A 12,835-nucleotide genomic window follows, 5' to 3' on the forward strand; every position below is an offset into this window, starting at 1 on the left:
CGAGGTCGAGGAGCGGACCGTAACGCTGGGCGAGCCAGAATTGGGGTTGAACTGCACCGTCTGCGATCCGTTCGACCGCAGACCGAGTTGTTTCCCAGACCCCTTCGGCAAACTCTGTCAACCGTTCCCATCCGTCGCATGTCAGCGCCAGTGGGCGGTCGGAGAACGGGAAGGGACGCCCCTCCAGTTCCAAATCACCTGAAGTCACCACGGAGGGCCCAGAACCTTGCACTGTCTACACATTCCCGTCTATCGCCGTCCGCACTTGGGCGAGTCACAGCTGGCAGCAGGCGAATTGGTGAGGGTTACTCGCTCTCACCCGATGAATACATGAGCACACGTAACTTCAGAATCACGAACCCATCATTTTTCGATCATGACGCATCCCGGCAGTCGGGAGACCTTGCGTTTTCCCGGAAAGGACGGCAGTGGCCAGGCTGGCAGGCCGCAACCAGATTGCCGCGCGACCACCCAGACCGACCGGCAATGATCCCGACCGAGTACGTCACCCGCCGATCGACCCGCATCATCACCAACGGACACAAAGACTTCAGAGCCGACAGCATCACCGAGGCGAGCGAATTCCCGTATCCCTTTCCGAACCGGGACAACCCGATGCTGGAGTACCTGATCCAGAAGGCGCGAGAGCTGGAAGAGGAGGACGGAGAGCCTCCCTACATCTGGTTGGCTGTCCACGCCTGGTACGAGGGCGCCTGCAAGCCCTGGCGTCCACACCGAACACCCCCGCCGAATAGTAGGTGCTTCACCCGGCCAAGGTTCCTGATGCGCAGGCGGTCGATCCACCAGGAGTCCGCGTTCGCGGTCGACGAAACGTAGGAACCAAACCGTGGGGTATCCGTGGGGTTGGTCCAAATAAAAACAGGTTAGGCCTGGTAGATCACCAGGCCTAACCTGCGTCAATGGAGTGGAGCTAAGGGGACTCGAACCCCTGACCCCCACACTGCCAGTGTGGTGCGCTACCAGCTGCGCCATAGCCCCGTGTTCAGTTTTCCGCCTCCGGGGAGGTCCCCGTTGGCTTGAATGAAGTTACACCACACGTTGTTACGCATCCAAATCGACTGGTCCGAAGGCTGGTGGAACATGTGTTCGAAGAGTAGTCTCGAACACATGTTCGATACCGGAGAGCTTCAGGCGATGAGCGATGAGGGGCTGATCGATGCGCTGCGGCGGGCACACGGGGCGGCGGCGTTCGCGCAGGCGGCCGAGGTGTTGGCCGTGCATGAGTTGTATCGACGGCGGCGGGAGGAAGGGGACGGGGCGGACGAGACGCGGGCCGGGGAGTACGCGGCCAGCGAGGCGGCGGTGGCCGTACAGATTTCCGAACAGGTCGCGGCGGTGCTGATCGATATCGGGCTGGGGCTCGAGGAATTGCCACAGACCCGTGCGGCCTTCGCATCGGGGCGGATCGATCTCGCCCGGGCGCAGGTCGTCGTCGATGCCGCACGCGATCTGCCGCATGAGGTGCGGGCGGAGGTGGAGCCCAGACTGATCGAGGCCGCGGCGCGGACGGATCCGACACGCCTGCGGCAGACGGCGGGGCGCTGGGTGACCAGGCTGGATCCCGAGGGCGAGCAACGAAGGCGGGAGCTGCGCGAGAGCGAGCGCGACGTCCGGATCAAGGCGGTGCGTGAGGGGATGGCGGTATTCGACGGCCTGCTTCCGGCGGTCGGCGCGCAGACGGTAGCCATGCGGTTGCGAGAGATGAGCCTTCAGGTCTGCTCGGCGGATCCACGGACCATGCCGCAGCGACGCGCCGATGCCCTGGTCGCGCTCGCCGACGGTTCGGAGCGGCTGCGGTGTGCCTGTGACCGCGGAACGCGATGCACCGCACTGGAACCCGCGAACGACCGTCGGCGACCGCTCATCCAGATCGGGGTATCCGCGGCGAGCCTGTTGGGCGCCGGCGACGATCCGGCCTTCCTGGCGGGGCACGGTCCGATCGATGCGGAACTCGCGCGCCGGATCGCGGAATCGGCCGAGTTCCAAGTGATTCCGGAACGTACGGAGGATCCGACCTCGACCGAGGAGTCGATCCGCGAGGATCCGTCGCTGTGGCTGGACCGCGAGGTGCGCGCCGTCGACGGATTGTGCCGGTTTCCCGGCTGCACCGTCCCCGCGGCACAAGGGCGTGTCGACCACAGCGAACCATTCGATCTGGCCCATCCGGACCGCGGCGGGGCGACGATCCTCGCCGATCTGGCCGTGCTGTGTTCGCGTCATCATCGCCTGAAGCGGGCCTCGGATGCGGGCGAAATATCCTGGCGGACAAGGCGACTGGATATCGATCGCCTGCAATGGACCAGCCCGGAGGGTGACGAGCACACCACCGTGCGCGAGGGTGCCCGATATCTGTTCCCGCACACCGATATCGACGCGCCCCAGCTGCCCTGGCCGATGCCCGCCGCCGCGCCCGGAACGTCGCATCCGGCGGCCGTCGACCTGACCTATCCCCTCGAACGGGAGGTGCCGATCCATCCGGGGCTGTCCACGGCGATCCCTGAGGACGACCGCCCCTACGCCCTCGACAATCGCGGCCGCTGAAACGACCCCATCCCATGACCACAAGGACACGGCAACTGCGATGGACCTCCCGGACCCTCCTCCGGCCCCGACCGTTATCGATGTCGGCGTGGAGCGCGAGCGCATCGCGGCTCTGGAGTCGGTCCGCCGGCGGCTGGAGTCCGAACTGGACAAGGCCGAGGCGGGATGTGGCTACGCCGCCATGGCGAAGCAGCTGCGCGACACGATCAACGCGATTGCCGATGCGCGCAATCGAATCTACGAGGCCCTGCTCACAGACGAGCTCGACGATGAGTAGCCCAGAGGTTGCTGCCTCGCGGGGAGCGGGCGTCCGGACGGCTGGGGATGCCGCCCGGACGCTCCTTCTACGGTGCGATCTTGCCGACCCAGCCGGCATCGTTGACGTCGATTTCGGTGGTCCCGTCGACAACCGTCGGAGTGCGCACCTGACCCACGGCCGCCTTCACCGCGGCCATCGCGGCCTGCGCGTGATTGCGCGCGGAGTCGACTCGCTGACCCTTGGTGATGCACTGCTGCGCCTCTGTGGATGCGCCGGCGTCCTTCGCGATCGCGGCGAGCTGGTCATTGCTGAGATCGCCGCCGTCCTCGCTCGGCTGCTTGGCGGTGAACAGCGCCGTATGGAACTTCGCATACGCCGGTCCGTCACCGGCATCGGCCACGCATTCGTTCGCGGCCACGGCCCGGGTGGAGTAGTCCTTGCCGGCCGACTTCGGATCGAGGAAGTTGACGAGCCGATAGCGCACGGCCAGTTTGCCCTCATCGATCTTCTGCGCGATCTGCTGTCCGTAGAGGTGTTCCAGCGAACCACAATTCGGGCACATCGGATCCTCGTACACGTCGATCGTCTTGGCGGCGTTGGGTTTACCGAGCACGATCGCGCCGTCGGAATCCAGCAGGGCGCTGACCGCCGGATCGTGCACGGGGCCGTACCCGTCGCCCTGAACCTTGAGAGTGTGGTCGCTGTTCCAACGCACGACGAGCACGACGATCAGCACGATCACCAGCAGGGCGACGCCGCCCAGGGCGTAGGTGGTGCGGCTGGACATGGGTCGCGGCGTGTACTTCGATCCCGAGGAGGAGTTCACGACGTCCACTCTGCCAAAGCCCCGGTCCCGACTCGAAGTCGACACCTCACGCGTCGACGACGGCGCGCCGCCGCATCGGCTCGGGCACCAGCACCCAGCACAGCGATGCCGCCACCAGCAACGCGCCGGTCACCCCGAGGGCGAATCCGAACGACACCCGTTGTGCGAGTGCGCCCACCGCGATCGGCCCGAGCACGGTGCCCAGATCGGCGGCCATTTGATAGCCGGCGAGCACGGGTCCGCCGCGCGCCCGCGGGCCGATGATGTCGGCCACGGCGGCCTGTTGCGCGGGGGTGTACATGCCCGAACCCAGGCCCGCGATGAATGAGGACACCAGCAGCCAGGCGAAGTTCCCCGACAGCCCCAGCATAATCGTCCCGATCGCGCATACCAGCGTGCCGATCACGAGAAAAGGCTTGCGCCCCAATCGATCCGACAGTCGACCGGAGGTGAAGAGTACGGCGGCGTTTCCCGCGGCGAATACCGTCAACGCCACACCCGCCAGTCCCGGCGAGAGCCCGAGCACCGTCACCACCAGCAACGGGACCAGGGCCATTCGCACCCCGAGGATGGCCGCGCCGTTGGCGAAATTCGACCACAGCACGGCCAGATAGCTCGGTCGGGCCAGCGCCTGCCGGAAGCTCATCACCTCCACCGTGCCGGGCAGTTCGGGCGCGGCCAGCTGCGAATTGCGCAGGCTCCAGTACACGACGCCCGTCGCGGCCAGCAAGGTTACGGCATAGATCACGAAGGGAGCCCGCAGCCCGAATCCGACCAGTGCCCCACCGATCAGCGGCCCGCCGATCGATCCGGCGAGGAAGCTGCTCGACCATAGGCCCGACACCCGCCCCCGCTCGCCGGGCGGCGACAGCCGGATCACCAGCCCCAGCGACGAGACGCTGAACATGATCGATCCGATGCCGCCGAGCGAACGCAGGACGATCAGCTGCCAATAGCTGTGCGCCAGCGCACAGGCCCCCGTCGACAGGGCCACGATCAGCACCCCGCCCAGATACACCGACCGCTCCCCCAGCCGCTGCACCAGACGCCCGCTCACCGGCGCGAACAGCAGCCGCATCAATGCGAACGTGCTGACGATCGCCGAGGCCGCCGCCACCCCCACCCCGAAACTGAGCGCATACTGCGGCAACGCCGGCGCCACCAACCCGAACCCCAGTGCGATGAGGAACGCCGCACCGATCATGACCCAGATCTCGATCGGCAACCGCGCGCCCCGACTACCCCTCACCGGGGACACCATTCATCCACAACGCATCACAACTCCTCCATCACGACAATCCATTCCACCGCCGACAGCCCTCGCCGTCCATCTCACAGCTCTTATCGGCGAGGGGTGGCGGTATCCGCACCGGCATTTGCCCGGCCGACGATCCGATCGAGGACGTCATGCCCCCGCCGCCCGAGGGCACGCATGCCCCGGACTCCTGAGACCGGGATCACCGGACGACTGCGGGCCGTCCCGGAGACCTCGCGCCGCCTTCGCCGCAGGATCGCCGGCTGATGACGTGCACCCACCGCCGATCCCGGTGACCCGCAGCCCGGACGATCGAGCCCGCGCAGTGAATGACGTGCCTGGGCAAGGACTTTCACACCCACAGCGCAGGGATCCACCGCAGCCGCGAATCATGCCGGCTCGCGCGACCCACGACGCCATGAACGACGTACGCCGATCCGTTCATCACCCCGCCCGACCTGCTGTTCGTTCCCGATACCGCGAACCGCTACCGAGACATTCGCCGCCCGCCACAACCTGTTGTCCACCAGTGCCTACGAGATGCTCGGCGCGGCCACCCACGCCAAAGACTCGGCGGCCCTCCCTGCCAGGGTCCGACCACGACCCGAGCACCCTCCCCACGCAGACTGTCGCGCCTATCGTGACCATGTGACCACGAACTTCTCTCAGACAACGGCGAGTTCCCGGTGACCGTCGGCCTCACCTACCGCCCGCCCGGCGCGACCCACCCCGAAGATCACCACTGGGACACGGACATCCCCGGATTCCGACGGTTCGAGCGGACCGTGACGATCGGATCCGGCGCTGAGTTCTGGCACAGCGCCGCCGAGGAGGTACTTCGGTGGGGAATCAAGCGCCGCAGCGGTTTTCGCGTTCTGCCGTGCGCAGAGGCCACCGACCGGGTGGCGCCCGGAGCGGAGTACCGGATCGCGGCCGGGTGGGGACCGGTGACCGTATACGAGCCCGTACGAGTCGTGCGGGTCGTCGAGCTGCCCGACAGGTGTGGATTCGCCTACGGCACCCTGGCCGGACACCCGGTCTCGGGTGAGGAAGCCTTCATCGTGCACCGAGACGCCGACGACACGATCCACCTGACACTGCGCTCGCTCACTCGCCCGGCACCGAGCGGGGTGTGGCGATCAGCGTTCCCGATAGTGCTTGTCGCCCAACGGTTCTACCGGCACCGCTATCTGCGCGTCATGAAGACACCCGCTAGTCGATGAGCCTGCCGTCGGGAGTCATAACCCAGGCATAGGTTCCAGCGAGGATCGACAGCTGCCCACCGGTATACAGTTCGACCTCCGGCTGCGTGCCGTCACCGTTGAGAACCTCGACATCGACCCAGGTTCCGGGATCCACGCGCCACTCCATCCCGGTCGGTTCGAGGGTGATCTCCGCGGCCTCGGCGGCCTCGGGGTGAACCGAAAGCCGAAATCGCGCTTCGGGAGTGCCCTGATCGGCGAATTGACGACGAACCACGGCACGCAGCGGAATCTCCAGGGCGTAGACGGCATTGACCTCGACCCGCCCCGACCGGATCCGCAGTTGCACAACCATTGTGGGAACGGCGGTGGGATCGCCGAAGTCGAGCTGCACACCGACGGTGCCTCCCCCGGCATCACACAGATAGGTGTAATCCGCAGGAAGTCCGGTGGCTCTCGGCCACGGAAAGCAATCTGTCACATCGGTGCCCGCGGCGTCGGCCGGGCGCGGCGCGAAGGTCGCGGTGCCGTCCTCCGTGGGCGCGAACCGCCATGTGGATGCACCGAATCGCAGGTCCACCGCCGAAATCCGCTTCGGAGTATCCGCGTCGAAGAGAAATCCCACCGCCTCCAGCACGCCGAGTGTCATGCCATCAGCTAATCAGACCGACCGCCGCCGGTCGGTGCGGACTTACCCCAGCGCGCGCCCGACTACCTCCTCCGCGGCGGCCTGCACCTGCGCGAGATGGTCGGGGCCGTGGAAGGATTCGGCGTAGATCTTGTACTTGTCCTCGGTGCCGGACGGCCGAGCGGCGAACCAGGCGTTCTCGGTAGTCACCTTCACACCGCCCAGCGCGGCGCCGTTGCCCCGGGCGCGGGTCTGCACGGCGATGAGGGGCTCGCCGGCGACCTCGGTGGCGGTGATGTCATCGGGGGTCAGGGCAGACAGGCGGGCCTTCTGCTCGCTGGTGGCGGGCGCGTCGAGGCGGGCGTATGCGGGACTGCCGTAACGCTTTTCGAGTTCGGCGTAGCGTGCCGAGGGGCTCTGGCCGGTAACGGCGGTGATCTCGGCGGCCAGCAGGGACAGCAGCAGGCCGTCCTTGTCGGTGGTCCACACCGTGCCGTCCATCCGCAGGAACGACGCGCCCGCGCTCTCCTCACCGCCGAAAGCCAGGGAGCCGCTGAACAATCCGGGCACGAACCATTTGAAGCCGACCGGCACCTCGTGCACCTGCCGCCCGAGCACGCTCACCACTCGGTCGATCATCGAGGAGGTGACCGCGGTCTTGCCGATCTTGGTCAGCGCATCCCAGCCCATCCGGTTGGCGATCAGATACTCGATCGCCACGGCCAGATAGTGATTCGGATTCATCAGTCCCGCATCGGGTGTCACGATGCCGTGCCGGTCGGCGTCGGCGTCGTTGGCGGTGGAGATGTCGTAGTCGTCGCGGATGGCGACCAGCGAGGCCATGGCGTAGCGCGAGGACGGATCCATCCGGATCTTGCCGTCGCCGTCGAGGGTCATGAACCGCCAGGTCGGATCGACGAACGGATTGACCACCTCGAGTTCGAGATCGTAGCGCTGGCCGATCTCCTCCCAGTAGTCGACGCTGGCCCCGCCCATCGGATCGGCGCCCAGACGGATACCCGCGCCGCGAATGGCGTCCAGGTTCAGCACATTCGGCAGATCGCCAATGTAGTGGTCGAGATAGTCGTAGCGTTCGACGCTGGTGGCCAGCGCATGTTGCAGGGTGCTGCGCTTGACCCCGGCCAGTCCGCCGCGCAGCAGCTCGTTGGCCCGCTCGGCGATGGCGTCGGTGGCGACCGTATCGGCCGGACCGCCGTGCGGCGGATTGTATTTGAAGCCGCCGTCGCGGGGCGGATTGTGCGAGGGGGTGACCACGATGCCGTCGGCCTGATGCCGGGTGCCGCCCCGATTGTGGCGCAGCACAGCGTGGCTCAGGGCGGGGGTGGGCGTGTAGCGGTCACGCGCGTCGATGATCGCGGTGACGTCGTTGGCGGCCAGCACCTCGAGCGCGGTGGTCCACGCGGGCTCGGACAGGGCGTGGGTGTCGCGGGCGAGATAGACCGGGCCCGTGATGCCCCGGGTGGCACGGTATTCCACGATGGCCTGGGTGATGGCCAGGATATGCGCCTCGTTGAACGCACAGTCCAGGCTCGATCCGCGATGGCCCGAGGTGCCGAACGCCACCAGCTGCGCCGGATCCGAAGGGTCCGGGATACGGCTGTAGTAGGCCGTCACCAGATGCGGCAGATCCTCCAGGTCGGTGGCCCGGGCCGGTCGTCCAGCTCGATCGTGGGCCATGCTCGGGCCTCCTTTCTTTATCGCCTGTGCCCGGCTCGTCATCAGGATCACGGCCCCACCCACCGCGCCGAACCCAGGGGGGATACCGTATCGAATCCCACCGACAGACCACGATCCACCGGAAATCGGTTAGGGGGTAGCGCGCTCATGCCTCCGCCTCGCTGGCGCTCGGCTCCAGCATGACCGCGAACGCGGCTGCACCCATTACCCGCTCGCTTCGCTCGCTCATGCCTCCGCCTCGCTGGCGCTCAGCTCCAGCATGACCGCGAACGCGGCTGCACCCACTACCCGCTCGCTTCGCTCGCTCATCCGCGCGTCCCGGCGCCGGGAATCCAGACCTGTACGGGCGAGAGCGCGACCGTCCCGGAGTCGAACAGCTCGGCATTGCCGGCCACGAAATCGCGCAGCAATTCCGCGTCGTCGATGATCATCACCAGCACGGGCAGGTTCTCGGCCAGATCGAGCATGCGGGCGGTGTGGATGCGCGAGGACACCCCGTATCCCTCCACGCCGCGCCAGACGCTCGCCCCGGCCAGGCCCGCCTCCCGGGCCCGCCGCACGATCTCGTGATAGCGGGGGCGGTGCTTCCAGTGGTCGTCCTCACCCAGCAGGACGGTGAGCCGGGCGGCCGGGCGCCAGCGCGGATCCGGCTGCCACGCATCGGCTTCCGTCTCGATCTGCACCACCGGATCAGCCGCCGCCTCACTCATTACCTGCCCCCAATCGTCGTGTCGTTCCCGTTGCCCAATCTCCGACCCGAGGACGCCACACCCGATTCGAGCAGTTTACGAACTTCCTCGGCAGCGCCGACACCGCGGTGAACCCGGGGCCGGTCGATCCCGTTCGCGGCGATGGATTCGCTTGCGGCAGCCGCGAAACCACCTGGACAACCTCCTACCCGTGACCGGAACCTATCGAGTCATGCTAACTGCCAGCGACCGCCGACCGACCGGCATGCGGCTGTGAATCGGCGCGGCGATCGCCCCACACCACCTCCCACCGGGGCGGCCGTCCATCACCCTTACCCGCGAACGGCGCGTCGCGTTCGCGCGGGCCGCGTGTCCGGCGCGGCGACCGCGAGTACGACTGCGAGACTGCTGTAATAGCGTCCATCGATGAGTCCCTGCCGGTCGGTATGCGGGACGGTTCTCGATATCCGGCTTCACCCCACACACAGATGGTTGCGCCGGGCAGGGCGCGGTTCGCCGCCCGGCCCGTCCGGAACACAGGAGTGACAATGGCGGTAGATCGGACGGTACATCGGGCGCGGCGGTTCGGCAGACGGCGCGCCGCCGCGGTGCTGGCGACGGCACTACTGTCGGCCGTCGCGGGCGGGCTGAGCACCGCCCCGGCCGGTGCGGCGGTCTACCCGATCCCCGATCCCGACGGGTTCTACGCGGCCCCACCGAATGTCGGTGACTATCAGCCCGGCGACATCATCCGCAGCCGTTCGGTGCCCGCGAGCGGATTCCCCGGCGCGGTGGCATGGCAGCTGCTGTATCGCTCGACCAATTCCACCGATGCCCCGATCGCCGCGATGACGACGCTGCTGATGTCCGGCGGGGGCGGGAACCGGCCGCTGGTGTCGTATCAGCCGTTCGTGAATGCCCTTGGGCTGCAATGCGCCCCGTCGCACACCCTGTTCAACGGCGGGCTGCAGGAGGCGCCGGCGCTGAATCTGCTGCTGGCGCGCGGCTGGGCGGTCGCGGTGCCGGATCACCTCGGGCCTACCAGTTCCTACGGGGCCGCCAAACTCGGCGGGCGGTTGACCCTCGACGGCGTCCGCGCGGTCAAGCGTTTCGGACCGGCCGGGCTCGGCAACGCGCCGGTCGGCATGGCCGGATATTCCGGCGGCGGCATGGCGACCGCCTTCGCGGCCGCCATGGCCCCGGACTACGCGCCCGAACTGCCGATCGTCGGCGCCGCCATGGGCGGGGTGCCGGTAAACATCGGCAAGCTGGCGCTGGATCTGGGCTCGAAACCGAATCCGCTGTTCGGACTCGGCTTCGCCGCCGCGATCGGACTGGAGCGGGAGTATCCGTCGGTGATGTCACTGGACGACACGCTCAATCCGGCCGGAGTCGAGCTGCGCAATCGGCTCGCCAACGCCTGCACCGACGAGATCATCAATGCCGCCGCCAACAAGAGCTACACCGATTACCTCCACGGCGATGTCAACGATGTCACCGACGACCGGATCCGTGTACTGCACGAGAACAGCACCGAGATCTATCCGGGCGTGCCGCGCGCACCGATCTATCAGTGGGCGGGCAGCAACGATCAGGTGAATCCGTGGCTGGCCCGAGAGGTGGCCGGTCGCTACTGCGCCGCGGGCGACCGCGTGCAGTTCGACATCATCCCCGGCGCCGACCACGGCACCGCGATCGCCCCCGGCGCGATCCGCGCCTTCAACTACCTGGGCGACCGCTTCGCGAACCTCCCGGCCCCGAGCAACTGCTGATCTGAGCAACTGCTGATCTGAAAACGGCTGCGCCCCCGCCCGATACATCGGGCGGGGGCGCATCTCTCCTGTCAGGTCTCAATCATGGATCCCGGCAACCCCAATCCACAGGTCCCGGCAGACCCCGATCCGTGGGTTCCCAGCACACCCCGATCCGTAGGTCCCAGCACACCCCGATCCGTAGGTCCCAGCACACCCCGATCCGTAGGTCCCAGCACACCCCGATCCGTAGGTCCCGGCACACCCCGATCCGTGGGTCCCGGCATGCCCCGATCCATAGTTCCCAGCACGCCCCCAATCCACAGTCCCGGCATGCTCCAATCCATTGGTCCCGGCATGCCTTTCGCCGGGATCAGTGCACGATGACCGGCTCACCCTCGGCAAGCGCGGGCATCGTGCTCGGCATGAGCACCGCGGTGATCGCGGCACCGACCAGGAAGATGGCCGTGGCCCACCAGAAGCTGGTGGTGTAGCTGTGGATCGCCGACTCCGCCATCGCGACCGACGAGGAGCCGTGCGTGGTCAGGTACTGCGAGGCAGCCGAGGCCGCGATCGTGCTCAGCAGCGCCGTGCCGATCGAACCACCCACCTGCTGGCTGGTGTTGACCATGGCCGAGGCCACACCCGCATCCTCGTGGTGCACACCGGCGGTCGAGCCCTGGAACGCCGGGGACATCGCACTACCGAGGCCCAGACCCAACAGGATCAGCGACGGCAGGATGTGAGTGACGTAGCTGGTGTCCAGGCCGATCCGGGTGAGCAGCGCCATTCCGATCGCGGCGATGATGAAGCCCGCGGTGACCGTCACCTTGGGGCCGAGCTTCGGCAGCACCAGCGGCGGAACGGTGGTCGAGGACAGCACCATGCCCGCCACCATCGGCAGGAATGCCACGCCGGTGATGATCGGCGAGTAGCCCAGCGTCAGCTGCATGTAGTAGGTGAGGAACAGGAAGATCGCGAACATCCCGATGCCCATGACGAATACGGTCATATAGGAGGCGCCGCGGGTGGGATCGAGCACGATGCGCAGCGGCAGCAGCGGATGCGGGACCCGGGTCTCGATCCAGACGAACAGGCCGAGCAGCACCACGCCGCCGATCAGGAATGCCAGCGTCACACCGTTGGTCCAGCCGTGCGATTCGGCATGCGAGAAGCCGTAGACGATGCCGAACAATGCGGCCGTCACCGTGATCGTGCCCGGGATGTCGAGCTTGGGCCGGTGCTCGCTGACATGCTTGGCCAGCAGCAGCGCGCCGCCGATGAAGGCGATCGCGGCGAAGATCAGGTTCACGTACATCACCCAGCGCCAGGACGCCCATTCGGTGAGCGCGCCGCCGAGCAGCAGGCCGAGTGCGCCACCGGCGCCGGCGACCGCACCGAAGATGCCGAATGCCTTTGCGCGCTCGGACGGTTCGGTGAAGGTGACCGTCAGCAGCGACAGCGCGGCGGGCGCGAGCAGCGCGCCGAATACACCCTGCGCGACGCGCGCGGCGACCAGCATCTCGAATCCGTTCGCGGCGCCACCGATCGCGGAGGCGACGGCGAAGCCGACCAGGCCGACCAGGAAGGTGTTGCGGCGACCGAACAGGTCGCTGAGCCGACCACCGAGCAACAGCAGGCTGCCGAAGGCCAGCGCGTAGCCGGTGACCACCCACTGCCGGTCACCGTTGGAGAAGCCGAGGTCGCGCTGCGCCATGGGCAGCGCGATATTCACCACTGTCGCATCCAGTACGACCATGAGCTGAGCCACGCCGAGCACGGCGAGGACCCACCAACGCAGCGCGTGCGAGCCGCGGCGGCCCGCTCTGGACGACGGATCCGTCGTCTGTGTCTCGAGGTCGATCGCGGTAGTCATGGATCTCCTTCATGGAGAGGAGTGATAGCCGACACATATCCGGAGGTACTACCTCCACTTCTATGAAGAAGCTATCACCATAACGGAGA

Annotated in this window: 11 protein-coding genes and 1 tRNA gene; 5 read left to right on the forward strand and 7 right to left on the reverse strand. The window is 67.3% G+C overall.

The features are described 5' to 3' along the window. Nucleotides 1-486 precede the first annotated feature (486 nt). Nucleotides 487-837 carry a hypothetical protein gene (locus tag ACIA76_RS10325; protein WP_397150781.1) on the forward strand — a complete coding sequence of 117 codons (351 nt, stop codon included), beginning with the start codon at nucleotides 487-489 and terminating at the stop codon, nucleotides 835-837. An 89-nt stretch (nucleotides 838-926) separates the two neighbouring features. On the opposite strand, the gene ACIA76_RS10330 is transcribed toward ACIA76_RS10325, so the two are convergent. Further along, nucleotides 927-999 (reverse strand) — tRNA-Ala (locus ACIA76_RS10330). Between the two features lie 129 nt (nucleotides 1,000-1,128). On the opposite strand from ACIA76_RS10330, the gene ACIA76_RS10335 reads away from it, so the two are divergent. After that, entirely contained in the window at nucleotides 1,129-2,562 is a 1,434-nt protein-coding gene (locus ACIA76_RS10335) for a DUF222 domain-containing protein (RefSeq protein WP_397150783.1), read from the forward strand. A gap of 40 nt (nucleotides 2,563-2,602) precedes the next feature. After that, nucleotides 2,603-2,839: a hypothetical protein gene (locus tag ACIA76_RS10340; RefSeq protein ID WP_397150785.1), complete on the forward strand. Its 237-nt coding sequence runs from the start codon at nucleotides 2,603-2,605 to the stop codon at nucleotides 2,837-2,839. A 67-nt stretch (nucleotides 2,840-2,906) separates the two neighbouring features. Here ACIA76_RS10340 and ACIA76_RS10345 read toward each other — a convergent pair whose 3' ends face one another. Continuing rightward, a complete protein-coding gene (locus ACIA76_RS10345; protein ID WP_397151903.1) occupies nucleotides 2,907-3,608 on the reverse strand; it encodes a DsbA family protein in 702 nt (233 codons plus the stop codon). 85 nt (nucleotides 3,609-3,693) lie between these two features. Continuing rightward, on the reverse strand, nucleotides 3,694-4,908 hold the full coding sequence (locus tag ACIA76_RS10350) for an MFS transporter (RefSeq protein WP_397150787.1): 1,215 nt from the start codon (nucleotides 4,906-4,908) through the stop codon (nucleotides 3,694-3,696). Between the two features lie 680 nt (nucleotides 4,909-5,588). Here ACIA76_RS10350 and ACIA76_RS10355 point away from each other — a divergent pair. Next, the gene (locus ACIA76_RS10355; RefSeq protein WP_397150789.1) at nucleotides 5,589-6,125 is read left to right on the forward strand and encodes a DUF1990 family protein; all 537 of its coding nucleotides are present in this window, start codon (nucleotides 5,589-5,591) and stop codon (nucleotides 6,123-6,125) included. Here ACIA76_RS10355 and ACIA76_RS10360 read toward each other — a convergent pair. The 3 genes from ACIA76_RS10360 to ACIA76_RS10370 form a co-directional block, all read right to left on the reverse strand. Next, nucleotides 6,115-6,753 (reverse strand): hypothetical protein, encoded by a 639-nt coding sequence (locus ACIA76_RS10360; protein WP_397150791.1) that lies wholly within the window; start codon nucleotides 6,751-6,753, stop codon nucleotides 6,115-6,117. The genes ACIA76_RS10355 and ACIA76_RS10360 overlap by 11 nt on opposite strands. 42 nt (nucleotides 6,754-6,795) lie before the next feature. Further along, on the reverse strand, nucleotides 6,796-8,430 hold the full coding sequence (gene pgm / locus ACIA76_RS10365) for a phosphoglucomutase (alpha-D-glucose-1,6-bisphosphate-dependent) (RefSeq protein WP_397150793.1): 1,635 nt from the start codon (nucleotides 8,428-8,430) through the stop codon (nucleotides 6,796-6,798). A 305-nt stretch (nucleotides 8,431-8,735) separates the two neighbouring features. Next, entirely contained in the window at nucleotides 8,736-9,140 is a 405-nt protein-coding gene (locus tag ACIA76_RS10370) for a DUF190 domain-containing protein (protein WP_397150795.1), read from the reverse strand. 527 nt (nucleotides 9,141-9,667) lie between these two features. Here ACIA76_RS10370 and ACIA76_RS10375 point away from each other — a divergent pair. After that, the gene (locus tag ACIA76_RS10375; RefSeq protein ID WP_397150797.1) at nucleotides 9,668-10,891 is read left to right on the forward strand and encodes a lipase family protein; all 1,224 of its coding nucleotides are present in this window, start codon (nucleotides 9,668-9,670) and stop codon (nucleotides 10,889-10,891) included. 352 nt (nucleotides 10,892-11,243) lie between these two features. Here ACIA76_RS10375 and ACIA76_RS10380 read toward each other — a convergent pair whose 3' ends face one another. After that, nucleotides 11,244-12,746: an MFS transporter gene (locus tag ACIA76_RS10380; RefSeq protein WP_397150799.1), complete on the reverse strand. Its 1,503-nt coding sequence runs from the start codon at nucleotides 12,744-12,746 to the stop codon at nucleotides 11,244-11,246. Nucleotides 12,747-12,835: the final 89 nt, after the last annotated feature.

It is taken from the genome of Nocardia sp. NPDC051570 (assembly GCF_044454005.1).
Classification (GTDB): domain Bacteria; phylum Actinomycetota; class Actinomycetes; order Mycobacteriales; family Mycobacteriaceae; genus Nocardia.